Below are 25,741 nucleotides of genomic sequence, written 5' to 3'. Positions count from 1 at the left end.
CCCGCCGTGCGTGGCGGTTGGGACAGATCACCTCACAAGCTTCGGTCATCAAATCACCACGCCACCCGAACACCGAAGGGGCTCAGCCACATGTACAACCTCCGCACCCGCCGCACCCGTCTCGTCGGCGCCGCCGCGACCGTCGTTCTCGCCGCGCTCTCCCTGACCGCGTGCGACGGTGGCACAGGGGTCCACGACGAGGGCGGCTCGTCGGCGGCGAACTCCCCTTTTGCCACTCCCACTTCCGGCGTCCGCGCTTCGGTCTCCGCCTCCGACTCGTCCGCCAACTCCTCCTCCGGCTCCTCCTCCACACAGGTCCGGCCGGCCACCGGCACCACGAGGCCCGTCGCGGACGCCCCCGCGTCGAAGGCGCCCGCCCCGGGCGGCAGGCCGGTCACCTGCGAGGGGTCCAACACCAGGACGGTCGCGGCCCCCCTGAACCGCCCCGTGAACCACATGCTGCTCACGGTGACCAACACCGGCAGCAGGACCTGCTTCCTCTACAGCTACCCGGCCGTCCGCTTCGGTGAGGCCCAGGCCGTGCCGCCGGTCATCGAGGACTCGAAGCCGCAGGCGGTCGTCACGCTCCAGCCCGGCGAGTCCGGCTACGCCTCGGTGAACCTCTCCGCCACCGACGGCAGCGGCTCGAACGGCCACACCGTGAACTCCCTGACCGTCTACTTCCACGGCCGCTCCGGCAACGAGAGCGTCGGCACGGGCGCCCACCCGCCACTCCCCGCGAAGGGCGTCTACGTCGACGACTCCCTCAAGGTCACGTACTGGCAGCAGTCGATGGACGACGCCACCAGCTGGTGACCCGGGCACAGGAGGGGACGTGGAGACCAGCTGACTTGACCACATGGTCAGCCAGATCACCACTCTGATCGGTGACCTGAAACGCGAGAAGCCCCGGAATGATCCGGGGCCTCTCACCTGGGTGCACTCGGCAGGATTCGAACCTGCAACCTTCTGATCCGTAGTCAGATGCTCTATCCGTTAAGCTACGAGTGCTTGTTCTGTTTTCTGTCTTCGCTCTCGGATCTTCCGGCCCGCTCGCGGCGACAGGAAGAACATTACATGACTGCCGCCGTCATGTGAAATCCGTTCGGCACACCCCTTGTGACCTGCGGAAATGGCGGAAACGGCCTAGGTTCCGGAAACACCGAAGCCCCGGTCGCGGGGACCGGGGCTTCGGGATCAGGTGCGGAGGCGGAGGGATTTGAACCCTCGATGGGCTTTAAGACCCAAACCGCATTAGCAGTGCGGCGCCATAGACCGGACTAGGCGACGCCTCCAGCACGACCTCCCACGCGAGCGCGCGAGTGGTGCGATGCAGATGATGACACAGTCGAGCGCGGTGTCACCAACCGGCTCCTACGGTACTAGGCAGCCGGGCCGCAGAGCAAAGTCCTTTGCCCTGGGCATGCCGCCGGACGTGTGCGTCCCGTGTCCGGGTGGTCCGCAACGTCCGGGGCGCGTGGGCGTTGGGGAGGGTATGTCGCTCCTCGTCCCGCCCTCACGTGTCGCCATGGCCTCCGCTGCCGCCGCCGTCGCCTCGCTCTCCTCGCTAGTGCTGCGACCGGAAAGGTTCACCGGCTCGCGACGCCCGGCACGGCACCTCGCCGCGTTGTCGCATCACCCGAGTACATCCAGTACGCGGGCGACGCTCCGCCTTGCGATGCACCGCACCGGACGCCGCGAGCTTCTCGGCAAACCTTTCCGGTCACAGCACTAGCCACCGTCCCGACGACCGCAGCAGCCACACCCCTCACCGCCGCCCCGGTGCCGGCTCCGGCCCGGGCCGCCGCCGTACCCGTCACCACGCCCCCGCCCGTGCGCGACGGCGATCACCTGACCGTCGTGGTCCAGCACGCGGGAGGCGGAAAGGACGGGACGTACGAGCTGTCCTGTCATCCGGGCGGCGGCCATCACCCGGACGTGGAAGGCGCCTGCCAGGCCGTCGACCGCAACGTCCGCTGGGGGCGGGACGCCTTCGCGCCGGTGGCCCCCGGCAGCGAGTGCACCATGATCTACGGCGGCCCGGCCACCGCCCATGTCACCGGGACCTGGGCCGGACGCCCGGTCGAGGCGACGTACGACCGCAGCAACGGATGCCAGATCGGACGCTGGGACCGCATGGTGCCGTTGCTGCCCACCTTCGCGGCCCGGACGACCTGACCAGGAACCCAAGGGGCCAGGAGGCCAAGGAGGCAAGAAGGCAGGAGGGCAGGCGGGCAGGCGGGCAGGCGGCCGGAGCGGTGGTTCGTGGCGGAATCCCCGGTTTCGTAAAAGTCCCGCGAAGGTCTCGCGCAGCAAAGCACGCGGTCACACGTTCCCCGTCACTTCGGCGTGCGACCTCCCTCTCATCCGGCGTCGCGAGCGCAACCGCTGCGCTTAGACTCCCTCGCGTGACACGCCGCGGGCCGGTTGGCAAGATGGCCCGAGCGGTCGGCAAGGTGCGGTAACAGGGAGGAAGCGTCTCGTGAGCAGCAGGCCATCCCGAGGCGCTGCTCGCCTCGCAGCCATACTCGACGCGCTGCCTGACGCGTTGGTGCTGGTCAACGCCAATGGGACGGTCGTCAACGCCAATACGATCGCGTTGGAGGCCTTCGAGGCGCCCGGTACGGCTCTGGTGGGGCGCGGGCTGTTGGATCTGCTGCCGGAGTTCGACTCCCGGCTGATCCCGGGTTCCATGCGGCGGCCCGACCACATGGATCCGAGCGGGCGGCTGAAGCCGACCCGGATGATGGCGCGGCGGACGGACGGGAGCGCGTTCCCCGTCGAGGTCACCAGCGCCAATCTGGAGAACGGGCACCAGGCCTACGACGGTTACGGCTACACCGGCGACGAGCTGCTGATGCTCGTCGTGCGCGACCTGTCGGGGACCGTCGACACCGAGGCCGAGCTGGCGCGCTCGCAGCGGCAGACCGAGATGATCCTGCGGGCCGCGAGCGAGGGTGTCGTGGGGACGGACACGGACGGGCGGATCGTGCTCGTCAATCCGGCCGCCGCCCAGATACTGGGGCACCGGGCCGGCGAACTCGGCGGCAAGGAACTGCACGCCCTCGTCCTGCACTCGCGTGCCGACGGCTCCCCCTTCCCGTACGACGAGTCGCCGCTCGCCGACACCCTGCGCTCCGGACGCAAGCACCGGGTGCGCGGGCAGGTGCTGTGGGCCAAGGGCGACAAGAAGGTGCCGGTCGACCTGACGACCGCGCCGGTGCGCGACGGCGACCAGCTCGTCGGCGCCGTGATGACCTTCGCCGACCGGCGGCCGTACGACACCCTCGCCGAGGAGAAGGAAGCCGCCGAGAAGCGGCACACGCAGGAGCTGGAGCGGCTCTCCGAGGAGCACGCCTCCGACCTCACCGCGCTGCGCCAGGAGCATGTCACCGAGCTGGAGGAGCTGCGCGAGCGGCACGCGGAGGAGCTGGCGGCCGGCGAGGAGCGGTACGCCGCGCTCGGCGAGCGGGAGAAGGACCGCTACGAGGCCCTGGCCGCCCGGCACGAACAGCTGCTCACCCTGCTCGGGCGCTCGCTGCGCGGCCCGCTGGACGAGCTGCGCCGCGATCTGGCCGCCCTCGCCGCGGACGACGCCGGCCAGCTGTGGCCCGAGGCCAACCAGGTGCTGCACCATCTGTCGGCCGGTTACTCGCGGATCACGACCCTGATCGACAACGTCCTCGCCTACCAGCTGCTCGACGCGGGCACCGAGGACGTCACCCGGACGAAGGTCATGCTGGACGCCGTCGTCGCCGCCGGTGTGGACGGGGCGGTCGAGCTGATCGGTCCGGGACGCGTGCAGTTCGCCGTACACGCGCCGCCCATCGAGGCCGAGGTGGACCCGCAGCGGCTGGCCACCGCGCTCGCGCATCTCGTCGCGGACGTGGCGGGCGTGGACGCGACCGGGAACTCGCCCGTCTCCACGGGCGGTTACCTGGACAACACGGTGGTGGTGGCGGCGGCGCAGCGCGGTGAGGTCGTACGGATCGAGGTGCGCGGGCCGTATGCCGGGGGAGACCCGGTGCACGAGCCGATCGTGCGCGGGATCGTGCGCGCCCACGGCGGTGTGCTGCAGACGCACGAGGTGCCCGGCATGAGCGGCAGCGCCTATGTGCTGGAGGTGCCGATCGGCGGCGGGGCCGGGGCCGTTCCGGTCGCGCCCAGCGCGCCCGGGGCCGAGGTCGCCCTGGTGGGCGCTCCGGCCGCCGGCAACGAGTACGACGCCGGGCAGGGCTTCGCGGGCGGTCGGCGGCGGGCCCGGCGGGCCTCGACCGACGCCTTCCTGGAGAGCGAGGTGCCCGGCGAGGCCGGCGGCGGGGACGCGGAGGAGTCGCCCCTGCCGACCGGACGGCGCCGCAGGCACGCGGACGCCGCCATGGGCGGAGCCGACGATCCGATGCCGGCGGTGGACGGTGCGGAGGCGCCGGCCTCCGGCGGGACCGGGCGGCGGCGGGGCAGGCCCGCCGAGGACGCGCCCGGTGCCGGTGCGGATGTGGCCGAGGGTGCGGTCATGACGGCGGCCGAGCACGCCGCTGGGACCGCCGCCTCGGGGAACGGACTCGGTGGCACCGTGCCGCCGCAGGGCGTGCCCGCGCCGACGGGCCGGCGCGCCCGGCGGGACGGTGGCGAGCAGCAGGCGCTGCCGCCCGCGCTGCCGGCGGCCGGTACGGCGTCCGCTCCGCAGCCGGACGAGGAGCCCCTCGGGCCCGACGGGCAGCCGACCGGGCGACGGCGCCGCGCGCTGGCCGCCGCGGCCGAGCGTGCCGCCGCGCAGGAGGCGGGGGCCCGTACGGTCTTCGCCCTGCCGCCCGCCGAGGCCGACCGCACGCCCGAGACCGCGCCCCCGGGTGCCGCTACCCCGGGTGCCGCTACCCCGGGTGCAGTCACTCCGGGTGTGGCCGGACCAGCCGAGGACGCCGGCCGCCACGACGCCGTACCGCTCGACCAGGCCGAGGACCACACCCCGCCGCAGCCGCATCCCACCAGCGCTCCGACGGGCCGCCGCCGACGGGCCATGGCCCAGCCGGTCCAGCCCGTCCAGCCGGCCGAGGCACAGGCCCAGGGTGCGAACATGCCGAACGTTCCCGCTCAGGGCGGTACGGCCCAGGGCGGTACGGCGTCGGCGGCCGGGTCGGCGATCCCGTCCGGCATCGTGTCCCAGGCGGGTCTCACCGCTCAGGGCGTCCCGGCGGGCACCGTCGGCCAGGGCGTGCGGGTCGCCCCGGAGCAGCCGGTCACGGCACCGGCCGCCCCGCCGGCTCAGGCACCGCAGCCCGGTCCCGCCGCCCAGGCGGCTCCCACCGCGCTCCCGGCCGCCCAGCCGCTCCCCGCGGAGGCCGCCCCGACGGCCCAGCCCACCGCCCAGCCCGCGCCTGCGCCCCAAGCCGCGCCCGCCGCGGTGCCCCCGAACACCGCCCCCGCCCCCGGCACCCCGCTGCCCCCGGAGCACGCCACCGCGCAGCCGCTGCCCGCGGAGGCCGCCGGTGCCGCACCGTACGACCCGAACTCCACGCAGGGCCGGGCGATCAGCGTGCGCACGCTGGGGCAGGGCGTGCCGTTCTCCCGGCAGGCCGCGCAGGTGCAGCAGCCGACCGCGACGCCGCCCCCGCAGCAGCCGAACGGCTCCGGACGCCGCCGCAAGCTGGGCACACCGCCGGACCCGGCGACGCGTCCGGAGCCGCAGCCGGAGCAGGCGGCCCGTCCGCATCCGCCCACCGAGCAGGCACCGGCACCGGCACAGCCGCCCGTGCCGCAGCCCTCGCTCGCCGGGCAGGCGCGGCTCGCGCCGACCACCGACGGTGCCGGGCGGTCGTACGCCATAGGCGCCCCGGACGAGAACGCGGCCGAGGGGCCCGAGCCGCTGGACGGCCCGGGTGGTGCGGTCGAGGTCGCCGATCCGCCGCGCCCCCAGCCGATGGACGACGAGCTGCCGCCGGAGCCGCTGGACAACCCGCGTCGGCTGCTGGTGTGGCCGGCGCCGGACGTGACGACCCAGCAGGCGCTCAGCGACCGCGGCTACCGGCCGGTCATCGTGCACTCGCGCGAGGAGGTCGACGCGCAGATCGCGGCCTTCCCGGCGGCGCTGTTCGTGGACCCGCTGACCGGGCCGATCACCCGGACCGCCCTGCAGTCGCTGCGCCAGGCCGCGGTGGCCGCCGAGGTGCCCGTGCTGGTCACGGCCGGACTGGGGCAGGCGACGCGCGAGGCGGCGTACGGCGCCGATCCGGCCGTCCTGCTGAAGGCGCTCGCGCCGCGCGACAGCGAGCAGCATCCGCCGCGGGTGCTGCTCATCGAGGAGCACGCGGAGATCGCGCTGGCGCTGACGGCGACGCTGGAGCGACGCGGGATGCAGGTGGCGCGGGCCGCGAGTGACGCGGACGCGGTGACGCTGGCCGGTCAGCTTCGGCCGAACCTGGTCGTGATGGACCTGATGCAGGTGCACCGGCGGCAGCCCGGGACCGCCGGTTTCGCCGGGATCATCGACTGGCTGCGGGCGAACGGGCAGCTCAACCGGACCCCGCTGGTCGTCTACACCGCCGCCGTCGACCAGGCCGACCTGCCGAGGCTGGCCTCGGGGGAGACGGTGCTGTTCCTGGCGGAGCGGTCCACCAGCAACGAGGTGCAGAGCCGGATCGTGGACCTGCTGGCCCGCATCGGCACCAACTAGTAACAACTAGCACCGACTAGTACGACTAGTACCGATCAGTGCCGTTCAAGGCCGGGCGACGAGCCTGCGGGCCGCCTCTTCGATCGAGGCCCGCAGGCGGTCGCGGTCGCCGTCCTCGGCGCCGGTGAGGATGCGGCGCATCTGGGGGACGACGGCGGACCAGTTGGCCAGCGCCACCACCAGCATCAGCAGGTCGCCGGCCGGGATCGCGTCCGTGATGACGCCCCGGGCCTGGTCGTCCGCGATTGGGGCGACCTTGCGGGCGTATTGGTCCTGGCGGGCGGACTCGTCGGGCAGCTCGGTGGTGCCGTACTCGACGCCCTCCCAGAAGAGCAGGCGCAGCAGCTCGGGGTGGGCCGCGTGGTGGCCGAGGAGGCGGTCGCCCCAGCCCTCGACGTCGTCCGTGTCGACGGGGACAGCGGCGGCCAGGTCGACCATGCAGATGCCCAGGACGCGCGTGAACAGCTCCGCCTTGTTGCCGAAGCAGGCGTAGATCAGCTGCTTGTTGGCCTTGGCGGCGGCGATGCGGTCGATGCTGACCCCCGCGATGCCGTACCGGGCGAACTCGGCCGCCGCCGCCTGGAAGATGCGCGCCTTGGTGGCCTCGGGGTCTCTGACTGCTGCCATGGAGTCGGAGTAGCGCCTGATAACCAACCGTTTGGCTGGCAAGGAGAGGGTGGCCGCCGTCGCCCCACGCGGCCCCGGCCGCCTTGGAGGTCAGAGCTGGGTGACGTCCAGCTCTCCCTCCGCGTAGCGCCTGCGCAGCACCTTCTTGTCGAACTTGCCCACACTTGTCTTCGGCACCGACTCGATGATCGTCCAACGCTCGGGAAGCTGCCACCGGGCGATACCGCCCTTGTCGGCGAGATGGGCGCGCAGGGTCTCGAAGTCGGCGGTGGCACCCTCCTTGAGGACGACCGTGGCCAGCGGGCGCTCGCCCCACTTCTCGTCGGGTACGGCGACCACGGCGGCCTCGGCCACGGCCGGGTGGGACATCAGCGCGTTCTCCAGCTCGACCGAGGAGATCCACTCGCCGCCGGACTTGATGACGTCCTTGGCGCGGTCGGTGAGGGTGAGGAACCCGTCGGGGGAGATGGTCCCGACGTCACCGGTCTTCAGCCAGCCGTCCTCGCTGAACTTGTCGGCGGGGCGCAGGGGTTCGGCGTCGGGCCCGTTGTAGTAGGCGCCGGCGATCCAGTTGCCGCGCACCTCCAGCTCGCCGGCCGACTCGCCGTCCCAGGGCAGACGTTCACCGCCGGGGCCGGTGAGGCGGGCCTCGACGCCGGCCGGGAAACGGCCCTGGGTGAGGCGGTAGGCCAGCTCCTCTTCCGTGCCGACCGCGTGGGCCGGCGGGCGGGCGACCGTGCCGAGCGGGGAGGTCTCGGTCATGCCCCAGGCGTGACAGACCCGCATGCCGAGCCGGTCGAAGGCCTCCATGAGGGAGGGCGGGCAGGCCGAGCCGCCGATGGTGACCTGGGTGAGGGAGGAGACGTCGCGCGGCTTGGCGGTCAGCTCGGCGAGCAGGCCCTGCCAGATGGTGGGGACGGCGGCGGCGTGCGTCGGCCTCTCCCGTTCGATCATCTCGGCGAGCGGGGCGGGCTGCAGAAAGCGGTCCGGCATCAGCATGTTGACGCCGGTCATGAAGGTGGCGTGCGGCAGCCCCCAGGCGTTGACGTGGAACTGGGGGACCACGACCAGCGAGGTGTCCTGGTCGGTGAGCCCCATCGACTGGGTCATGTTGACCTGCATGGAGTGCAGGTAGATCGAACGGTGGCTGTACACCACGCCCTTGGGGTCGCCCGTGGTGCCGGAGGTGTAGCACATGGCGGCGGCCTGGCGTTCGTCGATGTCCGGCCAGTCGTAGGTCTGCGGACGGCCGGCGATCAGCTCCTCGTACTCGTGCACCCGCGCGGTGGCGTCCTCGAGGGGAGAGCGGTCACCGGGGCCGGAGACCACGATGTGCTCCACCGTGGGCAGCTTGGGGAGCAGCGGCGCGAGCAGCGGGATCAGCGAGCCGTTGACGATGATCACGCGGTCGGCGGCGTGGTTGACGATCCACACCAGCTGCTCGGCGGGCAGCCGCAGATTCAGCGTGTGCAGGACGGCGCCCATGGAGGGGATCGCGAAGTACGCCTCGACGTGCTCGGCGTTGTTCCACATCAGCGTCGCGACCCGCTCGTCACCCCGCACGCCCAGCTCGTCGCGCAGGGCGTTCGCCAGCTGCGCCGCGCGTGCGCCCGCCTCGGCGAAGCTGCGCCGTTGCGGCTCGGCCTCACCGGTCCAGGTGGTGATCTGGGACCGGCCGTGCACCAGCGTCCCGTGCACCAGGAGGCGGGTAACGGTCAGCGGTACGTCCTGCATCGTGCTCAGCACGGCGTCCTCCCGAGGCGGCATTGCCTGTGCGGTAGTAGTGGATGCGCTGATTCTGCGCACATACCGCGCGGTATGTCACTAGGTGCCTCGAAAACTTGCGAGGCAGGGGAGGAAGGTCACAGCCCCCCGGGGACCTGCCGGAGCCTGCGGGAGGCGTGCCTTGCCCAAGTGCTGCGACCGGAAAGGTTCACCGGCTCGCGACGCCCGGCACGGCACTCCCCCAGCCTTCGGCCGGGGGTACCCCCACGCCGCGTTGTCGCATCACCCGAGTACATCCAGTACGCGGGCGACGCTCCGCCTTGCGAGGCTCCCCCACTGCCTGAACGGCGTGGGAGGTGCCCCCAGCACCGGACGCCGCGAGCTTCTCCGCAAACCTTTCCGGCCACAGCACTAGCGGGCGACGCCCAGCTCAGGGTCCTCCCGGAGTTTGCCGAGCGCCCGCGACACGGCCGACTTCACCGTGCCCACCGACACCCCGAGCACCTCGGCCGTCTGGGCCTCACTGAGGTCCTCGTAGTACCGCAGCACCACCATCGCCCGCTGCCGCGCGGGCAGCTTCATGATCGCCCGCCACATCGCGTCGTGCAGCGCCTGCCGCTCCGCCGCGTCGTCACCGACGGCAGGGGGCTCCGGCTCGGGCAGCTCGTCGCAGACGAACTCGTCGACCCTGCGCTTGCGCCACTGGGAGGTCCGGGTGTTCAGCAGCGCCCGGCGCACGTAGCCGTCGAGCGCCCGGTGGTCCTCGATCCGCTCCCAGGCCACGTACGTCTTGGTCAGCGCGGTCTGCAGCAGATCCTCGGCGTCGCACGGGTTGGCCGTCAGGGACCGTGCGGTGCGCAGCAGCAACGGCCGGCGGTCCCTCACGTACGAGGTGAACGACGGGTACGGGTGGGTCTGCCGCGCTGGTGCGGCGGCGGCCGAGGCGCTGGTGCAGACGGGTGTGGTCATGGCTCCACGCTATGAGTGACGCCCGTCGCGGCGGATCGGCCCCAGGTGCCGAAGCGGGCTCCGCCTCAGGTTGTAGGGGTGGGGGTGGCTACACCTCCTGAAGGTGGACTGAGGGGTGATGCGTGCTACGGGTTTACCCCTGCGGGCTCAGCCGTCCGAGGTCAGGATCACTCCGGACGTCGGCACTCCGGTACCGGCCGTCACCAGGGTCCGGGCCGCTCCCGGTATCTGGTTCACCGCCGTGCCCCGCAGCTGCCGCACCCCTTCCGCCACCCCGTTCATCCCGTGCAGGTACGCCTCGCCGAGCTGTCCCCCGTGTGTGTTCAGCGGCAGCACCTCCTCCGCGACGAGGTCGGCCGCCTCCCCCTTGCCGCAGAACCCGAACTCCTCCAGCTGCATCAGCACGAACGGCGTGAAGTGGTCGTAGAGGATCCCCACGTCGATGTCGGCGGGGGTCAGTCCGGAGGTGCGCCACAGCTGACGGGCCACCACGCCCATCTCCGGCAGGCCGGTCAGGTCGTCGCGGTAGAGATCGCCCCGGTAGAAGCTGGTCATCTGCTCCTGGGCCCGGCCGGCGCCCTGGGCGGCCGCCGCGATCACCGCCGGCGGATGCGGCAGATCGCGGGCCCGCTCCACCGAGGTGACGACGAGGGCCTGCCCGCCGTCGGTCTCCTGGCAGCAGTCCAGCAGTCTGAGCGGCTCGACGATCCACCGGGAGGCCGCGTGGTCGGCCGGGGTGATCGGACGGCCGTGGAAGTACGCCGCCGGGTTGGTCGCCGCGTACCTGCGGTCCACCACGGCCACCCGCCCGAACGCCTCCGACGTGAGCCCATAGGTGTGCAGATAGCGCTGGGCCGCCATGGCCACCCAGGAGGCGGGAGTGAGCAGCCCGAAGGGCAGCGCCCAGCCGAGCGCCACGCCCTCCGCCGTCGGCTCCCGGTGCTGCACGCCCGAGCCGAATCTACGACCCGACCGCTCGTTGAACGCCCGGTAGCAGACCACCACCTCCGCCACACCGGTCGCCACCGCGAGCGCGGCCTGCTGGACGGTGGCGCAGGCGGCCCCGCCGCCGTAGTGGATCCGGGAGAAGAAGGACAGCTCGCCCATCCCGCAGGCCTGGGCCACGGTGATCTCAGGGCTGGTGTCCATCGTGAACGTCACCATCCCGTCCACGTCCGCAGGTGTCAGCCCCGCGTCGTCCAGCGCGGCCCGCACCGCCTCCACGGCCAACCGCAGCTCACTGCGCCCCGAGTCCTTGGAGAACTCGGTGGCCCCGATCCCGACGATCGCCGCCCGGCCGCCGAGGGCGTCCCTCGTCCGCACGCTCATGGTGCTCCCCCCGCCGCCGGGACGGTGACCGTCACCGTGCCGGTCACATGTCGTCCGATGCCGTTCTCACCGACGACCCGGACCGTGGCGGTGTCGCCGTCCACCTCCTCCACCGTGCCCGACAGCACCATGGTGTCGCCGGGGTAGTTCGGAGCGCCCAGCCGTATGGCCACCTTGCGGAGCGTGGCCGTGGGACCGAAGTGGTCCGTGATGTACCGGCCGACCAGGCCGTTCGTCGTCAGGATGTTCATGAAGACGTCCGGGGAACCCTTGTGCCGGGCCAGCTCGGGGTCGTGGTGCACGTCCTGGTAGTCCCGCGACGCGATCGCCCCGGCCACGATCAGCGTGCGCGTGACCGGGATCTCCAGCGACGGCAGCCGGGCGCCCGCCTTTGCCTCCGTCACGCCTCACCACCCCCCACTTCACTCTCCATCGCGATCAACTCCCCCAGTTCCTGCAGCAGTTCGCCACCGCAGCCCAGATACGCGTCCAGTTGTCGCCCCCACAGGAAGTGCCGGTGCACCGGATGGTCGAGGTCGGCTCCCACCCCGCCGTGCAGATGCTGGCCCGTGTGGACCACCCGCTGCCCCGCCTCGGACGCCCACCAGGCGGCGGTCAGCGCGTGCGTGGCGTACGGCAGCCCCGCGTCCCGCCGCCAGGCCGCCTCGTACGCCGTCACCCGTATCGCCTCGGTGTCCATGTGCGCGTCCGCCGCCCGCAGTTGGACGGCCTGCCGGGTGGCCAGCGGGCGCCCGAACTGCTCCCGGGTGTTGGTGTGCGCCACGGCCCGGGCGAGGGAGCCCGCACACACCCCGGCCTGGAGCCCGGCGAAGGCGGTGCGGGCGGTGGCGAGGACGTCGGTGTGTGCGCCGGTGTCGCGCGTGTCGTCGACGCCGCCCAAAGGCTCGGCCGGAGCGTGGTCGAGGACGAGCCGTCCCGCCGACCAGGGCGCGGTCACCTCCACCGGCGTGACCTCGGCCCCGTCCGCCCGCGACACCAGCCACAGCCCCCGCCCGGCATCGGCGACGAGAACGTGCGTGGCGTCCAGCAACCACGGCACGACGGGCACCGAACCGGTCAGCTCCCCGGAGCCGGACTCCCGCACCCCGCCCTGCGCCGGAAACGCCCCGCTCACCACCACCGAGCCGTCCCCGATGCCCGGCAGCAGCCGCTCCCGCTGCTCGGCCGTACCGTGCGCGGCGACCGCGAGCAGTCCGTACACGCACGTCGCCGCGAACGGCACCTGGGCCGTCGTACGCCCCTGTTCCTCCAGCAACAACACCAGCCCGAGCAGGCCCACCTCCTGCACCGCGCCGATCAGGCCGGCCGCGCACAGGGACTTCCACAGCTGTGGATCACTGCCGGTGCCGGCGGCCTTCAACCGGTCGTGGGTGGAGAGGTCGCCGAAGATCCGCGCGGCCAGGTCCCGAGCGCCGGCCTGTGCCTCGGTGGGCGTGAAGTCCATGTCACACCTCGCCCTCGGTGACCCGGAAGACCGGCAGGACCAGGGAGCCCTCGTCGTCCTCGTACCGCTGGAACTCCACCCGCACCGGCAGCCCGATGCGCACCTTGTCGTACGGCACCCCCACCACGCCGCTCACCATTCGCACGCCCTCCGCCAGCTCGATCAGGCCGACCGCGTAGGGAGGGTCGAAGGCGGGGAACGGCGGGTGGTGCATGACCACGTACGAGTGAACGGCCCCCTCGCCGCTCGCCTCCACCGTGTCCCAGTCCAGGCAACCGCACGCGTTGCAGCCCGGCAGCCAGGGGTGACGCAGGGTGCCGCAGCCCGTGCAGCGCTGGATGAGGAGCCGGTGCGCGGCCACGCCGTCCCAGAACGCGGCGTTGTCCCGGTTGACCACCGGCCGGGGGCGCCGGACCTTCTGCTGCCGGGTCTCCTGCTGTTGGGTCTCCTGCTGTTGGGTCTCCTGCTGTTGGGTCTCCTGCTGTTGGGTCTCCTGCTGCCGGGGCGGACCGGGCCGGGCGGGGGCGTACTTGAGGATGCGGAAGCGGTGCGTGCCCACGAGGTCGCCGTCCACCCGAACGTCCATACGAGTGGTGACGAAGTACCCGGTGCCCAGCTTGGTCGTCTTGCGCCCGGAGACCGACTCGATCACCGCGTCGAAGGTGACCTCGTCCCCCGGCCGCAGCGGCCGCAGATACTCCTGCTCGCAGTCGGTGGCGACCACCGAGGTGCAGCCGGACTCGTCGAGCAGGGCGAGCAGTTCGTCGTAGGCCCCCGTCCGTCCCTCGTGGCCGGAGAGGCCGCCCATGGTCCATGCCTGGAGCATGGTGGGCGGGGCGATGGCGTCCGGCCCCTGGTACGCGGGGTTCGTGTCGCCCATGGCCTCGCACCAGTGCCGGATCATCGGCGCGTTGACCGGGTCCTTGGCCACCCCGCCGACGGCGGCCGACCGCCCCTCGTACGCCCTCAGCCGCACCCCCAGCGCGTCCGGCTCCGCCGACGCGTCAGGACCACTTCGCACCCCGCTCACCGCCGCCCCCTCGTCATCCCGAGCCGCATCGTCGCGACGATCTCCCGCTGCACCTCGCTCACCCCGCCCCCGAACGTGTTGATCTGCGCCGCCCTGTTCAGCCGCTCCAGCTCGCCGTCCCCGAACGCCCCGGGTGAACCGGAGCGGACGAATCCGGTCTCGCCCACGATGTGCTGACACATGCGATACGTCGCGACAGCCGATTCCGTTCCCGCGAACTTCACCCCGCTCGCCTCTCCGGCGGCCAGTCGGCCCGCCCCCACATCCCCCACCAAACGCCAGCTGAGCAGGCGCGATGCCGCCAGCCGGGCATGTGCCTCGGCCAGCTGAAAACGCACCCAAGGCTCGTCAATCCGGCGTCGACCGGTCACCGGATGGGGGGTACGGGCGGCGGAGAGCGCGGCGGCGTGGAACTCCTCGGCCTGCATGCCGATGGCGGCGAGGGCGACCCGCTCGTGGTTGAGCTGTTCGGTGATGAGCGACCAGCCGTCGTTCTCGGCGCCGACGAGGTTCTCGGCGGGGACGCGGACGCCGTCGTAATAGGTCGCCGTAGTGGTCTGGCCGCCGACCGTCTCGATGGGGGTCCACGCGAACCCGGGGGCACTGGTGGGGACGACCAGGATGGAGATGCCCCGGTGCTTGGGAGCGTCCGGGTCGGTGCGGCAGGCCAGCCAGATCCAGTCGGCGTGCTGGGCACCCGAGGTGAAGACCTTCTGCCCGTCGATCCGCCAGCCGTCACCCTCCCGCACCGCCCGGGTGCGCAGGGAGGCCAGGTCGGTGCCGGCGGACGGCTCGCTGTAGCCGATCGCGAAGACCAGTTCCCCGCCGAGGATCCGGGGCAGGAAACGATCCTTCTGCCGCTCGCTGCCGTATTTCATCAGCGTGGGCCCGACCGTGTTCAGCGTGACCATCGAGACGGGGGCACCGGCCCGGTACGCCTCGTCGAAGAACACGAACTGCTCGTCCGCGCCCCGGCCCTGACCGCCGTACTCGACCGGCCAGCCGAGGCCGAGCCATCCGTCCGCCCCGATGCGGCGCAGCAGCGCGCGCGGGTTCGGAGGATCATCCGAGCCCGTCAACGCATGGAAGTAGGCACGCAGTTCGGCGCGCAGGCGCCGTTGGCGCTCGGTGGGGGCGAGGTGCACGGCGGGGACCTCCTGGGACCGACGGACGGCAGTTCCCGACCGGCGGTTTCTGACTGTCCGTCAGATTCGGTCGGGTGTCAAGGTCGACGAACCCGAGGCCGGCACAAGCGCGCCGCCTCCGGTCGGAGTCGCCGCATCCCCTCTTCCTTTTTTCGAACATACGTACGATCATCGAGCTATGGCCACCCCAGACCGGCAGGCCACGACGCTGGCCCTCGCACACGCCCTGTCAGCCGCCGAACGCGGCCTGGCCGTCATCCCCCTGTCCCGGACGAAGCTCCCGGCCCTGCGCTCCCCCCACCGCGACGCCCCCTCCGCTCCCGCCTGCCACGGCGAGTGCGGCCGCTTCGGCCACGGGGTGTACGACGCCTCGACCGACCCGGCGCGCATTCGCGAACTGTTCGCCGCCGCCCCCCGGGCCACCGGCTACGGCATCGCCTGCGGCCTGCCCCCGCACCACCTGATCGGAGTCGACCTGGACACCAAGACGGGCACGGACTCCTCGGCGGCCCTGCGCGAACTGGCCCTGCGCCACCTGTTCACCATCCCGGAGACGGTCGTCGTCCTCACCCCCAGCGGCGGCCGCCACCTGTGGCTGACCGGCCCGCCCGACGTCGTCGTCCCCAACTCGGCCGGCCGGCTCGCCCCCGGCATCGACATCCGGGGCGCCGGCGGCTACCTGGTGGGGCCCGGTTCCCGCACCGACCACGGTGTCTACGGCACCGCCCCCGGGACCGCGCACCTGCCCCCGGCAGCCTGCCCGCAGGCCCTGCTCCGCCTGCTCCTGCCGCCCCCGCGCACCCCGCACCCCGGCCCTCCGGCCACCACGCCGCACGGCCATGGCCTGGTCCAGTTCGTCCTCGCCGCCCACGAGGGCCAACGCAACACCCGCCTCTTCTGGGCGGCCTGCCGCGCCTACGAGAACGGCATCGGCCCCGTCCTGCTCGCCCCCCTGCTCGACGCGGCCCTCGACACGGGCCTGACCGAACGCGAGGCCCGGGCGACGATCGCATCGGCGGCCCGGATGACCGGACACCAGCCATAAAAGATCACCCGCCGATCACCGCCGACCGCATGAGCAGGTCTGATAGATCCGAGCCGATGGATCCGATAGATCTGATCAAGGATTTACCCGTTCCGCGTTGTTCGTGGTCGGTTACGTGACTAGCATTCCTGCGCCCCCCCAACTGCGGATCTCGCCTCTGCATCGACCGGCGGCATCCGACTGTCATGGGCAGACCGTTCGGTCTCCCATCGTCACCACCACAAGAAGGGCATTTCCTTGCTCTCAAGGAGACGTCGGGCGGCATCCACTGCCGCCCTGCTGTCCACCACGGCACTCATATCGACCGGATGGCTCGCGGCCACCGCGGCGACCGCGTCCGCCGCACCGTCGGTCACCGGGGCGGCTCACGTCAAACACCTGTGCGCCCACGCGACCGCGCCGGGCCACGTGGCGTGCCTCGCCGAGGCCCGCACCGACGTCGTCCAGCACCTGGGTGTCAGGCCGAACACCGCCCCGTCCGGCTACGGTCCCTCGGACCTGCAGAGCGCCTACAACCTGCCGTCCTCCACCGCCGGTTCGGGCCGCACCGTCGCGATCGTCGACGCCATGGACGACCCCAACGCCGAGTCCGACCTCGCCGCCTACCGGTCCCAGTACAACCTTCCCGCCTGCACCACGGCCAACGGCTGCTTCAAGAAGGTGAACCAGACCGGCGGCACCACCTACCCGAGCGCGGACTCCGGCTGGGCCGGCGAGATCTCCCTCGACCTCGACATGGTCAGTGCCGCCTGCCCGCAGTGTCACATCTTGCTCGTCGAGGCCTCCTCCGCGGACATGACCGACATCGGCACGGCCGAGAACGAGGCCGTCGCCCTCGGCGCGAAGTACGTCTCCAACTCCTTCGGCGGCGCCGAGGACCCGACCGAGACCACCGCTGACGTCCAGTACTTCAACCACCCTGGCGTGGCGATCACCGTCAGCGCGGGAGACAGCGGCTACGGCGTCGAGTACCCGGCCTCCTCCCCCTACGTGACGGCGGTCGGCGGCACCTCCCTCAGCCGTGCGGGCAACACCCGCGGCTGGAGCGAGTCGGTGTGGTCCACCGACAGCACCGACGGCACCGGGTCCGGCTGCTCCGCCGACGAGGCCAAGCCCACCTGGCAGTCCGACACCGGCTGCGGCAAGCGCACCGTCGCCGACGTCTCCGCGGTCGCCGACCCGGCCACCGGCGTAGCCGTCTACGACACCTACGGCGCCAACGGCTGGGACGTCTACGGCGGCACCAGCGCCTCTTCGCCCCTCATCGCGGCCACCTACGCGCTCGCCGGCACCCCGACCGCGAACAGCTACCCGTCCTCGTACCCCTACGGGCACAGGTCTGCGCTGAACGACGTCACCTCGGGCAGCAACGGCACCTGCTCGACGAGTTACCTGTGCGCGGCCGCCACCGGCTACGACGGCCCGACCGGCCTCGGCACCCCCAACGGCACCGCCGCCTTCGTCGGTGACGCGAACGCGGTCAACTCGCTGCAGCCCGGCCAGAAGCTGACCTCCGGCCACCGTCTGAGCAGCGCGAACATCACGCTCACCATGGGTACCGACGGCAACCTGGTCGCCTACCTCAAGACCAACGGAACGAGCAGCAGCGGCCCGGCGATCTGGTCCAGCCACACGTCCGGCAACTCCGGTGCCTACGCCTACATGCAGAGCGACGGCAACTTCGTCGTCTACTCCAGCACCGGCAGCGCGCTCTGGTCCACCCACACCAACGGCCACACCGGCGCCTACTTCCTGCTGCAGGACGACGGCAACCTGGTGGTCTACGGCTCCGGCGGCGGCCCCAGCACCGGCGGCTCCCTGTGGTCGGACGGCACCTACGCACGGTCGGCCAAGATCGGATCGGGCCAGAAGCTCCCGGGCGGCTGGTGGGCCCAGACCCAGTACGCCCGCCTGGTGATGCAGCCGGACGGCAACTTCGTGATCTACCGCAAGCACGACGGCAAGGCGGTCTGGTCCACCGGCACCTCCGGCCACTCCGGTGCCTACGCCTACATGCAGAGCGACGGCAACCTCGTCGTCTACCCGAGCACCGGCACCGCGCTCTGGTCCACCCACACCAACGGCCACACCGGCGCGTACGCCCTGCTGCAGAGCGACGGCAACTTCGTCGTCTACTCGACCACCGGCGGTCCCGGCAAGGGCGGCGCCCTGTGGGCCAGCAACACCCGGTCGTACATGCCCTGAGCAAGAGGGCCTTGGAGGCTGACGACAGCGCACAGACGCGGCGGCGCTCCGGCCACAGGCGCCATCCTCACCCCTACGGAGGAGAGGATGGCGCCTTCTCCCTTTTCTGGGTACGGTCCCCGCCTCGAAACGACCCGGGGCTGTCCGGCGGATCTTGGCTGATGGTCGCCAGCAGGCGTGCGACGAGGGGATCATGGTCGTTCTGGCGCCAGGCGACGGCGACTCGTGTGCGGGCGGTGCGGGGTTCGATCCTGCGGAAGGCGACGCCTTTGAGGCGGATGCGTCGGATGCTCGCCGGGGCCAGGGAGACGCCCAGACCGGTTTCCACGAGGGCGCACACGGTCTGCCACTCCACCGCGTGCTGGGACACCTGCGGGGTGAACCCTGCTGCGGTGCACAGGCCGATGATCTGGTCGTGCAGTGACGGGCCGACCGTGCGGGGCAGCAGCACGAACGGCGAGTCGGCCAACTGTGCAAGCCGTACGGCCCGTTGGGCGGCCAGAGGATGGGCGGACGGCAGCACGGCCACGAAGGGCTCGCTGAGTACCGTTCTGAAGCCGAGCTCTGTCTCGTCAGTGGGGGGTTCGCGCAGTAGACCGATGTCGATGGTCTTGTCGTGCAGGGCGGCGATCTGCGGAGCGGTGGTCATCTCGTGGATGTCCAGGCGCACGCCAGGGAACCGGTGACGGAAGGTGCGCAGCAGGCCGGGCAGGATCGTCAGGGCGAGGGAGGCGGCGAAGCCGATCCGTAGGCGGCCGGTCCGGCCGCTGCCGACGGCCCGGGCCGCGGCCAGGCCGTCCGCGAGGTCGGTGAGTGCCCGCCGGGCGGCGGGCAGTAGTTCGATGCCGGCTGGGGTGAGAGTGACCCGCCCCGGGGTGCGGGTGAACAGCGGGTGGCCGACCCTGTCCTCCAGGCGGCGGATCTGCTGGCTCAGCGGCGGCTGGGCGATGCCCAGGCGGGCGGCCGCGTGGCCGAAGTGGAGTTCCTCCGCGAGCACGACGAAGGCGTGCAGCTGCGGTAGGGGGAGTTCGGGGCGCTCCATACGCCTAGAGATATCAGGTCATGCATGCGGTCGTATTAGACGTATCAGTGCCGTCCGTTTAGCGTTCGGCGCATGACGGAGCGACGCGCGATTCTCAGCGGCTCGACCTTTGAGGAGCAGATCGGCTATGCCCGTGCCGTGGTCGACGGCGACTGGGTGCATGTGTCCGGGACGACCGGGTTCGACTACGCCACCATGAAGATCTCCGACGACGTGGCGGAGCAGGCCGAGCAGTGCCTGCGCAACATCGAGGCCGCACTTTCCGAGGCGACGTGCACCCTCGCCGACGTGGTGCGCGTGCGCTACCTACTGCCCGACCGCGAAGACTTCGAACCCTGCTGGCCGGTCCTGCGCCGCTACTTCGGCGACGTTCGGCCGGCCGCCACGATGCTCGTGTGCGGTCTCGCCGACCCGCGAATGAAGATCGAGATAGAGGTGTACGCCCGGCGGCGCATCTCGGAAGCGCCTGTCCTGCCGGTCGGCGCCCTCGCGTAGTGGCGGACCGACGTCGAGCACCGCGCGGCGCAACAAAACGAGGACCGGATCAAGGTGAGACAGGCCCCATGCAGAAAGGGCGCCCCTCATCGAGAGACACCCCTTCTGACCAGCTCTTACGCTGACCTGTGCGGAGGCGGTGGGATTTGAACCCACGGTGACATCGCTGCCACGACGGTTTTCAAGACCGTTCCCTTCGGCCGCTCGGACAATCCGCCTGGCCCCGCCCCACCTGCGGCGGAGCAACTACGGCCTACCGACCCCTGGCCTCGCGCGGGGACCGTGGTCCACACGGGGTCCACTGGTCGTTCCCACGCCTCGGACCCACCGCTCAGTACACCAGCTTGCATGCTGTGGCCAGACCTCTAACTGCCGACATCAGCGCTATCCGCGTCCGAAGTAGTCGAAGGGTGCTCCCGCCAGGCTCGCTGCGCTGCGCGCCAAGAAGCGAAGACTTCGGCGAGCTGATCCAGTAGACCCTTGATCGCAAACAGCGCAACGCTCGCTACACCTGCTGTGGCGAGGATCCAGAGGATGGCGGTTGAGTCCACTGGTCGAACGTTCCCTCCTGGCTGGCCCGCTTGTCGGGCCGGATGACTACAGGGAAGCTCCTGCCGCAGGTCCGGCGCTAGGCAAGCGGACAGAGCCGTGAAAAGCCGGACAGCCAACCGAAAGTGAACTAGCCTGACCCTCCATCACCGGACACTGCTGGACGGCGTCGGACGGTTCTGGACAGGCATAGCCACTGTTGGTGTGACCTTGGGGAGACATGGCTGGACGGGACATCTACGAGTACCTGCAACAGTTGCGCGAACTGGCTGGTGACCCATCGATTCGAGAAATTGAGAAATTGACGGCAACTCAAGGGCGAGGTCGAGCCATGAGTCGCGCAACCATCCAGGATAAGTTTTCCGGTAAATCAGCTCCCAAAGTTATTCAGCTGCTTGCACTTGTCGAAGCTTGCATCGCGCACGCAAGGTCTATCGACATATCCATACCTCCAGAAGAAACTAGTTTGGAAATTTGGCGCAAGCGGCTCGCCGACTCTAAAGCAGGCGAGAAGGTGCGGAGCGGAAACCCGAAACAAGAGACGTCAAGCATCAGCTCCCACACCTGGGATTTGGAACCCCTTAAGAGGGCGGCAATGTGGGACGTCGTAAGACTTGTGGAAAATAGTCGTGAGACCCCGCTTCACGAATGGATGCCATTCGTGGTCGAGTCCTTGAAGCTGGCAAGCATGGACGATGAGGAATTTCTAGGCGTTGCATCGACAGAAGGCCTCGATGAAGTAGTAGCACTACTCATCAAGCTCGGAGAAAGGGACGACGAACTCGCCCGCAAACTGTGGAAACTTTGCCTCAAAAATCAGCCACCCGAAATGCTTCCTCCACTACTTGCCTCGCTCAGGAGGAGTGAGTCGGAGTATGCAAATATGATCGCCTTGTCATTCGTGGAAAGCTCGCTGGAGCCGCACAGGTGGGGCACGTCCCACCGCAAAGACATCGCAGAAGTGATCAAGTGCCTCCGGGCCGCGTCCATGAATCGAGACGCAGACGCACTGGTCGAAGCCATCGGTGCCCATGTACGCGGTCGAGAAGCCATAAGAATTGCGGAGCAATTCCCTGAGGAATTCATGGGGGACCGGGAAAGGATCCTAATGGCGCTCCCCGGACAGGGACCAGCAAACCTGGTTCGCGTGATCACTGAGGCGAACCAGTACCCCATTACTGACAGGGACAACAAAAAAATCATCACACTGATTCTGCACGGCATCCCTTCGCATCGGAGTGCGGAATTCTCCAATGCATTCACACAAGCCGGCCTCGACTCGATCGCCCAAGAGATCACGCAAATAAATAAGGATAGACCTTTTTAAATCGAGCGAGCCACCCCAGGTCTCACAACTTCCCCATAAGCGGGAAAATAGACCATTGGCGGGTGGGTCTAAGCACCCGCGCATCGAGCGCGGCGCCTTGCCGCCCACTGATACGCCGGTGCCTCACCCATGGAATCAGGTCATAATTTTCGCAAGGAAGCTCGGCCTTCATCCGAATTGATCAGCGAAGTTGCCGATCAAAAATTGCCTCGGCGCAATGAACGGGTTCAGCCGAGATAGGGCCGCTCACGGTGCTCCAGGAAGTGACGGATCCGGAGCTGCTGCGTGTGGTGCATCGGCAGTTGATTGATCTCCTCCGGCCGGACGAACCGCAGCTCCGTGGACTCGTCCGAGATCGCGAGCCGGCCTCCGATCACACGGGCGGTGAAGCAGACGTTGAACTGCCTGCGTACCTCACCGTCCGAGTAGGCGATGATGTGGCGAGGGTCGGTGTACGTGCCCACGAGCCCGGTGATCTCTACTTCCAGGCCCGTTTCTTCCTTCACCTCGCGGACGGCTGTTCCTGGGAGGGAGTCGGTCATCTCCATGCCGCCGCCAGGTAGCGCCCAAAGATCGTTGTCCCGACGGCGTTGCAGGAGCACGCGTCCTTCGTCGTCGGTAACCACGGCGGACGCGGCGACCACCATACTGTTCGGCTCTGGTGCCGCTGGGTCGTCGTAGTACTCGGTCCTTGCCATGGTCAGCCTTCTCCTACCGGTGTCGCGGTCTCCCACACCGCATCAAAGCTGCTGGCGTAGGTGTCGAACATGCCGCCCTTTCCGCTGCGCCGAAGATGCCACACAGGAGCACCGTAGGCGTTCACGCCCCAGACATGGGCGTTGACCAGCGCCTGGTCATCCGCACGATAGATCGAGTTGTAGAGCGTGGTGGCGTGGGTCCGCACTTCGATGCCGGATACCCCGGCAAGGGGGCGATAGTGCATGAGGGCAAGTCGGCAGCGGGACTCGATCCCGTGACCGAACCTCTCTTCGGCGCCACGCTGTTGGACATTCGTACTGTCCGGATCACCGATCGCGATACGGACCGCACAACCGTCGGCAGCTCGCTCGCGCAACAGGTCATTGAGCCGCGGGTACGCCTCGTGCAGGAAGACGGCGGCGTACACCAACACGTCGATGTGCTCGCGGGCCTGGGTCAGCATGTCCACGAAGGTGGACACGGGGATGTCCGCCCGCTGGTCGTAGAGAGCCACAAGTTCCGGACTGACGGCGCGGGCAGGACGAGCCTGCCGGAGCGCGGGCCATAGAGCGTGCACGTCTTCTCCTAGTATTTCCGCTGCCAGCATGGCCGTGGCGCGGCGCGGCGTACGCCCCAGGTTGACCCATCTCTCAACGGACTTGGGATCGACTTCGACCTTGTCCGCCAGCGCGGCGTACGTCCAGCCATCGGCCGCCATGGCAGCACGTAGCCTCTCGTTCGGCATCCCAATCTCTCCTAACACCCGGGGACGGCACCAGGGACGTTCTACCCGACGCGGGACGTCCTGAAGTGGGGTTTGTCGGAGGTTCCAACGTCCTGACGAACGACGGGATGCTCGTCCGCATGGCGAGCAACCAGCAGACCAGACCAGGCATCGGTGCACTGGCGAAGGACACTGCCAGTGGACGTATCGGCGTCGTCATGGGTGAGGTCGGTGCCCGGGTGCAGATACGGCCCGTGGGTGGCGGCGTCGAGTGGGATGCCATGCCGGACAACGTGGTGGCGCCGACAGCGCGGGAGGAACTGAGCGCGCGCCTTGCCATCAGGAACGGCAACAGTCGGGGCGGCCTGTGATGCGCGCCATCGGCCGGTACGCGGGGGTCCTGTTCATCGTCGTGATCAGCGGGTCCTGTGGCCTGGTGATCGGCATGGCCTTCGGTATCAGCCAGTAGATCGGCCGTCCCGGACGGGGGCCCGTTTCCCTGGCTCCCCCTCCCCCGTTCGGGTCCGGCCTTCCATCCCCCGGTCGTCGCAGGCCGTGCCTCGTCGACCGGTAAGGGCGCAAGTGCCAGAGCACAGCGACACTCAAGGAGTATTCGCATGACGGCAACGGCCAACGACCAGAGGACTGGCCGCGCGGTGGCTGGTGAGGAGCTGTTCGACAGCCTCACCCACTTCGTGATCGTCCACAACGGCCAGTCCCGCGAGCGGGCCGAACGGATCGCGGACCAGGCGGTGGCCTTCGTGGTGACCGCCGCGACCGCCACCGTCCCCATGGTCCCGTCGGACGACGTGGACCTCGGTCTGCACGCGCTCATCCTGCACACGAAGGAATACGCCGCTCTCTGCGACCGGTACGCGGGCCGCTTCCTCGACCACAACCCCAAGCCGGGTGGCGGGCCCCGTGACCCGAAGAAGGTCGCCGCCTCCGCACACGCGATGAAGGCGGCCGGGTTCATGGTCTTCGACGACCTGTGGACCGTGGACGGCACGAACCTCGCGCAGTGCGACTCGGACTGCGGCCGTCCGTACGGTCAGGAATAGGCGACACGACACCAGCGACGCGGCCGGCCTCGATGCGGGGTCGGTCGCGTTGCCCAGAAGGAGAACAGACGTTGCCCGGGACACCCCCTGAACTGCCGGTCGTCGTGCTCGACGCACTCGTGCCCAAGACTCAGCGCCTGGTCGTCAATCGTCGGGGTTCGATGGTCTGGGAGGTCGACACTCATCGGGGTCAGTACGCCGTGAAGGTCGGTTACCCGATCGAGGCCACGGCCGACTGGCCCGCCCAGCACTGGACGGCACTCGCCCCCGCACGCGAAGGTGCCGTGCTGCACCGTCTCGGCCTCGATGACTTCGCGTACGGCGAATGGGAGCGGGGCACCTGGAACTTCCAGCCGTGGCGCGAAGGGCCCGACCTCTACGAGCTGTGGAAGCCCTGTCGCGATCCGGACTCTCGCATTGAACCGCATACCAGCGCCGCTCTCGGCTGTGTAGAGGCGCTGGCCGAACTGCATGGCAAGGGCTGGGCCCACGGTGACTTGCAACCCGCACACTTCATCATCGGGGCAGAGCGAACGCACCTCATCGACCTCGCCTTGGCACGCGGTGCACACATCCCCAAGGGGTACGACTTCCCGTTCCGCGGCTGCCTCGTCCACTACGAGGCGCCGGAGATCGCGCGCAGCGTGCTCGCCACCGGAGAGGCTGAGCCGACGCAAGAAGCCGACATCTATGCACTCGGCGCCTCTCTGCTCATCTCCGCCACGGGCTGGCGGGCCGTCGAGTATCCGGACGACGCACCGCGTCCCGAGCAGAGAAGGGCAGTGGCAAGCGGTAAGCGTCGGCCCGTGAAGGTGGGTGGCGCTCTGGGCGAACTGATCGACGCCATGCTCAGCCCGGCGCCCGAAGACAGACCCACGATCTACGAGGTCGGTAAGGCCCTGAGCTGAACCGTAGGCACAGCAAGTAGAAGACCGGACCACCCCTCAGCCTGGACAGCATTCCGGGTGGTCCGGTCACGGAAGCCCTGATCAGGACCCCGATGCCGATGGTACCGGGGTAGTTGGCGTGCTCGAATTCGGGTGGCGCCGCAATCCCGACTCCTGGTTGTCGAGTTGGAGAGGGGTTCTGACATGAGCCACCGAAAGTCAGCCACGACGGCGGGTGCGCCGGACGAGCACCCGTCACGTGTGTTCCCAGCAACCACCCGCCGGCCTCAGCCACGCTTCTTCAATGCGTCACGGGCCTCGTCCTCGCTCCGGCCTGGGCGTTGTCGACCCAGCTCCCTGACGCATGGTTCTGCCTGTGGCCAGGGCCGATCGGCTTGGAGCGGTGGCCGGTTGGGCGCTCGGTCACGCCTGGTCGGTGTCGGCCTGGTCCTGGCGCTCGGAGTGATCGTGTTTCTTCGTGGTCTGGTCGACCGCCTTGGCGGTGCTGCGCGCTGAGTGGCGGGGGGCCGCCGGAGCGGTGGCGGAGACAAGGAGCGGCGGCGGCCACGGGCCGCCCGCGCGCGCGGCCCGCCGTAGGCGGGCCGCCTTGATCCAGTAAAGAAACTCTGAACAGCTCCGCTGCGCTGGGCTCTGTCCGGTCCCGGTAGATGCTTGACGGTTCGGTCCCAGCTGATGGTTGACAGTGGCCGTGATCGGTTTTTCTGTGCACGTCGTTGCGGCGTGTGG

General features: G+C 70.0%; 21 protein-coding genes and 3 tRNA genes. 10 read left to right on the top strand and 14 right to left on the bottom strand.

Features of this window, described 5'->3' with window-relative positions; genetic code table 11:
* Positions 1–90: 90 nt before the first annotated feature.
* Entirely contained in the window at positions 91–816 is a 726-nt protein-coding gene (locus ACFYMM_RS32720) for a DUF4232 domain-containing protein (RefSeq protein ID WP_388393232.1), read from the top strand.
* Positions 817–938: 122 nt separating this feature from the next.
* Here ACFYMM_RS32720 and ACFYMM_RS32715 read toward each other — a convergent pair.
* Both ACFYMM_RS32715 and ACFYMM_RS32710 read right to left on the bottom strand, forming a co-directional pair.
* Positions 939–1,011: transfer RNA gene (locus ACFYMM_RS32715), tRNA-Arg, on the bottom strand.
* Positions 1,012–1,204: 193 nt separating this feature from the next.
* Positions 1,205–1,295: transfer RNA gene (locus tag ACFYMM_RS32710), tRNA-Ser, on the bottom strand.
* 352 nt (positions 1,296–1,647) lie between these two features.
* Between ACFYMM_RS32710 and ACFYMM_RS32705 the strand changes: the two genes are divergently transcribed.
* Both ACFYMM_RS32705 and ACFYMM_RS32700 read left to right on the top strand, forming a co-directional pair.
* Entirely contained in the window at positions 1,648–2,178 is a 531-nt protein-coding gene (locus ACFYMM_RS32705; protein WP_388393470.1) for an SSI family serine proteinase inhibitor, read from the top strand.
* A gap of 304 nt (positions 2,179–2,482) precedes the next feature.
* On the top strand, positions 2,483–6,670 hold the full coding sequence (locus tag ACFYMM_RS32700) for a PAS domain-containing protein (protein ID WP_388393230.1): 4,188 nt from the start codon (positions 2,483–2,485) through the stop codon (positions 6,668–6,670).
* Between the two features lie 45 nt (positions 6,671–6,715).
* On the opposite strand, the gene ACFYMM_RS32695 is transcribed toward ACFYMM_RS32700, so the two are convergent.
* The 8 genes from ACFYMM_RS32695 to ACFYMM_RS32660 form a co-directional block, all read right to left on the bottom strand.
* Positions 6,716–7,297: a TetR family transcriptional regulator gene (locus ACFYMM_RS32695; RefSeq protein WP_388393228.1), complete on the bottom strand. Its 582-nt coding sequence runs from the start codon at positions 7,295–7,297 to the stop codon at positions 6,716–6,718.
* Between the two features lie 90 nt (positions 7,298–7,387).
* Positions 7,388–9,043, bottom strand: coding sequence for a long-chain fatty acid--CoA ligase (locus ACFYMM_RS32690; RefSeq protein WP_388393226.1), 1,656 nt, complete (start codon positions 9,041–9,043; stop codon positions 7,388–7,390).
* 390 nt (positions 9,044–9,433) lie between these two features.
* A complete protein-coding gene (locus ACFYMM_RS32685) occupies positions 9,434–9,991 on the bottom strand; it encodes a SigE family RNA polymerase sigma factor (RefSeq protein ID WP_388393224.1) in 558 nt (185 codons plus the stop codon).
* 147 nt (positions 9,992–10,138) lie between these two features.
* A complete protein-coding gene (locus tag ACFYMM_RS32680) occupies positions 10,139–11,320 on the bottom strand; it encodes a lipid-transfer protein (RefSeq protein WP_388393222.1) in 1,182 nt (393 codons plus the stop codon).
* On the bottom strand, positions 11,317–11,724 hold the full coding sequence (locus ACFYMM_RS32675) for a MaoC family dehydratase (protein WP_388393220.1): 408 nt from the start codon (positions 11,722–11,724) through the stop codon (positions 11,317–11,319). Before ACFYMM_RS32675 ends, ACFYMM_RS32680 begins: the two co-directional genes overlap by 4 nt.
* Positions 11,721–12,785 carry an acyl-CoA dehydrogenase family protein gene (locus ACFYMM_RS32670; protein WP_388393218.1) on the bottom strand — a complete coding sequence of 355 codons (1,065 nt, stop codon included), beginning with the start codon at positions 12,783–12,785 and terminating at the stop codon, positions 11,721–11,723. The genes ACFYMM_RS32675 and ACFYMM_RS32670 overlap by 4 nt, the downstream gene beginning before the upstream one ends.
* A 1-nt stretch (position 12,786) precedes the next feature.
* Positions 12,787–13,815, bottom strand: a complete 1,029-nt coding sequence (locus ACFYMM_RS32665; protein ID WP_388393215.1) for a bifunctional MaoC family dehydratase N-terminal/OB-fold nucleic acid binding domain-containing protein — start codon at positions 13,813–13,815, stop codon at positions 12,787–12,789.
* Positions 13,812–14,960: an acyl-CoA dehydrogenase family protein gene (locus ACFYMM_RS32660; RefSeq protein ID WP_388393213.1), complete on the bottom strand. Its 1,149-nt coding sequence runs from the start codon at positions 14,958–14,960 to the stop codon at positions 13,812–13,814. Before ACFYMM_RS32660 ends, ACFYMM_RS32665 begins: the two co-directional genes overlap by 4 nt.
* 178 nt (positions 14,961–15,138) lie before the next feature.
* Between ACFYMM_RS32660 and ACFYMM_RS32655 the strand changes: the two genes are divergently transcribed.
* Together ACFYMM_RS32655 and ACFYMM_RS32650 are read left to right on the top strand one after the other, a co-directional pair.
* Complete coding sequence (locus ACFYMM_RS32655) at positions 15,139–16,005, top strand: bifunctional DNA primase/polymerase (protein ID WP_388393211.1); 867 nt, start codon at positions 15,139–15,141, stop codon at positions 16,003–16,005.
* Between the two features lie 237 nt (positions 16,006–16,242).
* Positions 16,243–18,210, top strand: a complete 1,968-nt coding sequence (locus ACFYMM_RS32650) for a hypothetical protein (protein WP_388393208.1) — start codon at positions 16,243–16,245, stop codon at positions 18,208–18,210.
* Positions 18,211–18,283: 73 nt separating this feature from the next.
* On the opposite strand, the gene ACFYMM_RS32645 is transcribed toward ACFYMM_RS32650, so the two are convergent.
* The gene (locus ACFYMM_RS32645; protein ID WP_388393206.1) at positions 18,284–19,252 is read right to left on the bottom strand and encodes a LysR family transcriptional regulator; all 969 of its coding nucleotides are present in this window, start codon (positions 19,250–19,252) and stop codon (positions 18,284–18,286) included.
* Positions 19,253–19,324: 72 nt separating this feature from the next.
* Here ACFYMM_RS32645 and ACFYMM_RS32640 point away from each other — a divergent pair, with 72 nt between their 5' ends.
* Complete coding sequence (locus tag ACFYMM_RS32640; protein WP_388393203.1) at positions 19,325–19,747, top strand: RidA family protein; 423 nt, start codon at positions 19,325–19,327, stop codon at positions 19,745–19,747.
* Positions 19,748–19,876: 129 nt separating this feature from the next.
* On the opposite strand, the gene ACFYMM_RS32635 is transcribed toward ACFYMM_RS32640, so the two are convergent.
* Positions 19,877–19,964: transfer RNA gene (locus ACFYMM_RS32635), tRNA-Ser, on the bottom strand.
* Positions 19,965–20,516: 552 nt separating this feature from the next.
* Between ACFYMM_RS32635 and ACFYMM_RS32630 the strand changes: the two genes are divergently transcribed.
* On the top strand, positions 20,517–21,623 hold the full coding sequence (locus ACFYMM_RS32630; protein ID WP_388393200.1) for a hypothetical protein: 1,107 nt from the start codon (positions 20,517–20,519) through the stop codon (positions 21,621–21,623).
* Between the two features lie 227 nt (positions 21,624–21,850).
* Here the strand turns inward: ACFYMM_RS32630 and ACFYMM_RS32625 are convergent, their stop codons facing one another.
* A complete protein-coding gene (locus tag ACFYMM_RS32625; protein ID WP_388393197.1) occupies positions 21,851–22,321 on the bottom strand; it encodes an NUDIX domain-containing protein in 471 nt (156 codons plus the stop codon).
* 2 nt (positions 22,322–22,323) lie between these two features.
* Positions 22,324–23,067: an XRE family transcriptional regulator gene (locus ACFYMM_RS32620; protein ID WP_388393194.1), complete on the bottom strand. Its 744-nt coding sequence runs from the start codon at positions 23,065–23,067 to the stop codon at positions 22,324–22,326.
* 107 nt (positions 23,068–23,174) lie between these two features.
* Here ACFYMM_RS32620 and ACFYMM_RS32615 point away from each other — a divergent pair, with 107 nt between their 5' ends.
* The 3 genes from ACFYMM_RS32615 (at position 23,175) to ACFYMM_RS32605 (ending at position 25,015) form a co-directional block, all read left to right on the top strand.
* Positions 23,175–23,417, top strand: a complete 243-nt coding sequence (locus ACFYMM_RS32615; RefSeq protein WP_388393191.1) for a hypothetical protein — start codon at positions 23,175–23,177, stop codon at positions 23,415–23,417.
* Between the two features lie 246 nt (positions 23,418–23,663).
* On the top strand, positions 23,664–24,107 hold the full coding sequence (locus ACFYMM_RS32610; protein ID WP_388393188.1) for a glycine-rich domain-containing protein: 444 nt from the start codon (positions 23,664–23,666) through the stop codon (positions 24,105–24,107).
* Between the two features lie 71 nt (positions 24,108–24,178).
* Positions 24,179–25,015, top strand: coding sequence for a protein kinase (locus ACFYMM_RS32605; protein ID WP_388393185.1), 837 nt, complete (start codon positions 24,179–24,181; stop codon positions 25,013–25,015).
* Positions 25,016–25,741: the final 726 nt, after the last annotated feature.

Origin of the sequence: Streptomyces sp. NPDC006739, from assembly GCF_042869815.1 — a bacterium.
In the GTDB taxonomy this organism is placed as follows: Bacteria; Actinomycetota; Actinomycetes; order Streptomycetales; family Streptomycetaceae; genus Streptomyces.
Note: the sequence above shows the minus strand (reverse complement) of the source record. Positions and strands in the feature narration are given on the sequence as shown.

Coding starts and splice junctions, on each gene's coding strand:
- ACFYMM_RS32615 (WP_388393191.1), top strand. CDS start 23,175: ATGCTCGTCCGCATGGCGAGCAACCAGCAGACCAGACCAGGCATCGGT.
- ACFYMM_RS32610 (WP_388393188.1), top strand. CDS start 23,664: ATGACGGCAACGGCCAACGACCAGAGGACTGGCCGCGCGGTGGCTGGT.
- ACFYMM_RS32685 (WP_388393224.1), bottom strand. CDS start 9,991: ATGACCACACCCGTCTGCACCAGCGCCTCGGCCGCCGCCGCACCAGCG.
- ACFYMM_RS32720 (WP_388393232.1), top strand. CDS start 91: ATGTACAACCTCCGCACCCGCCGCACCCGTCTCGTCGGCGCCGCCGCG.
- ACFYMM_RS32645 (WP_388393206.1), bottom strand. CDS start 19,252: ATGGAGCGCCCCGAACTCCCCCTACCGCAGCTGCACGCCTTCGTCGTG.
- ACFYMM_RS32620 (WP_388393194.1), bottom strand. CDS start 23,067: ATGCCGAACGAGAGGCTACGTGCTGCCATGGCGGCCGATGGCTGGACG.
- ACFYMM_RS32625 (WP_388393197.1), bottom strand. CDS start 22,321: ATGGCAAGGACCGAGTACTACGACGACCCAGCGGCACCAGAGCCGAAC.
- ACFYMM_RS32655 (WP_388393211.1), top strand. CDS start 15,139: ATGGCCACCCCAGACCGGCAGGCCACGACGCTGGCCCTCGCACACGCC.
- ACFYMM_RS32680 (WP_388393222.1), bottom strand. CDS start 11,320: ATGAGCGTGCGGACGAGGGACGCCCTCGGCGGCCGGGCGGCGATCGTC.
- ACFYMM_RS32640 (WP_388393203.1), top strand. CDS start 19,325: ATGACGGAGCGACGCGCGATTCTCAGCGGCTCGACCTTTGAGGAGCAG.
- ACFYMM_RS32695 (WP_388393228.1), bottom strand. CDS start 7,297: ATGGCAGCAGTCAGAGACCCCGAGGCCACCAAGGCGCGCATCTTCCAG.
- ACFYMM_RS32670 (WP_388393218.1), bottom strand. CDS start 12,785: ATGGACTTCACGCCCACCGAGGCACAGGCCGGCGCTCGGGACCTGGCC.
- ACFYMM_RS32630 (WP_388393200.1), top strand. CDS start 20,517: ATGGCTGGACGGGACATCTACGAGTACCTGCAACAGTTGCGCGAACTG.